The sequence below is a fragment of the Dechloromonas hortensis genome, from assembly GCF_009469765.1.
In the GTDB taxonomy this organism is placed as follows: domain Bacteria; phylum Pseudomonadota; class Gammaproteobacteria; order Burkholderiales; family Rhodocyclaceae; genus Azonexus; species Azonexus hortensis.
In genome coordinates this window covers 1-349 of the sequence record NZ_SSSQ01000048.1, presented here as the reverse complement: position 1 = coordinate 349, position 349 = coordinate 1, and the positions used below count along the sequence as shown (strand labels likewise).

Genomic DNA, 349 nt, shown 5'->3' with positions numbered 1-349 from the left:
GACGGGATGGCGCGTACGCCGGGTTTTGTGCCGCTGTCGGTTACCCGAGTTGCGGTGACGATCATCTATCTAGGAGTGCCGTTGCCGACACCCTCAAGCGGTCCACCCGACTACATTGAGCGAACAACCCAGTAGTCTGTCTGACCTTGCTCCGAGTGGGGTTTACCTAGCCACTCCAGTCACCTGGAATGCTGGTGGTCTCTTACACCACCGTTTCACCCTTACCCTTGCGGGCGGTCTATTTTCTGTGGCACTAGCCTGCGGGTTGCCCCGAGTGGGCGTTACCCACCACCCTGTTCTGTGGAGCCCGGACGTTCCTCGGGCCACAAATGTGACACGCGATCGTCTG

At 59.6% G+C, this 349-nt stretch carries 1 other RNA gene; it reads right to left on the bottom strand.

Annotation, left to right across the window (positions count from 1 at the left end):
• Positions 1-8: 8 nt before the first annotated feature.
• Positions 9-349, bottom strand: an RNA gene (rnpB, locus tag GH663_RS20910) — RNase P RNA component class A.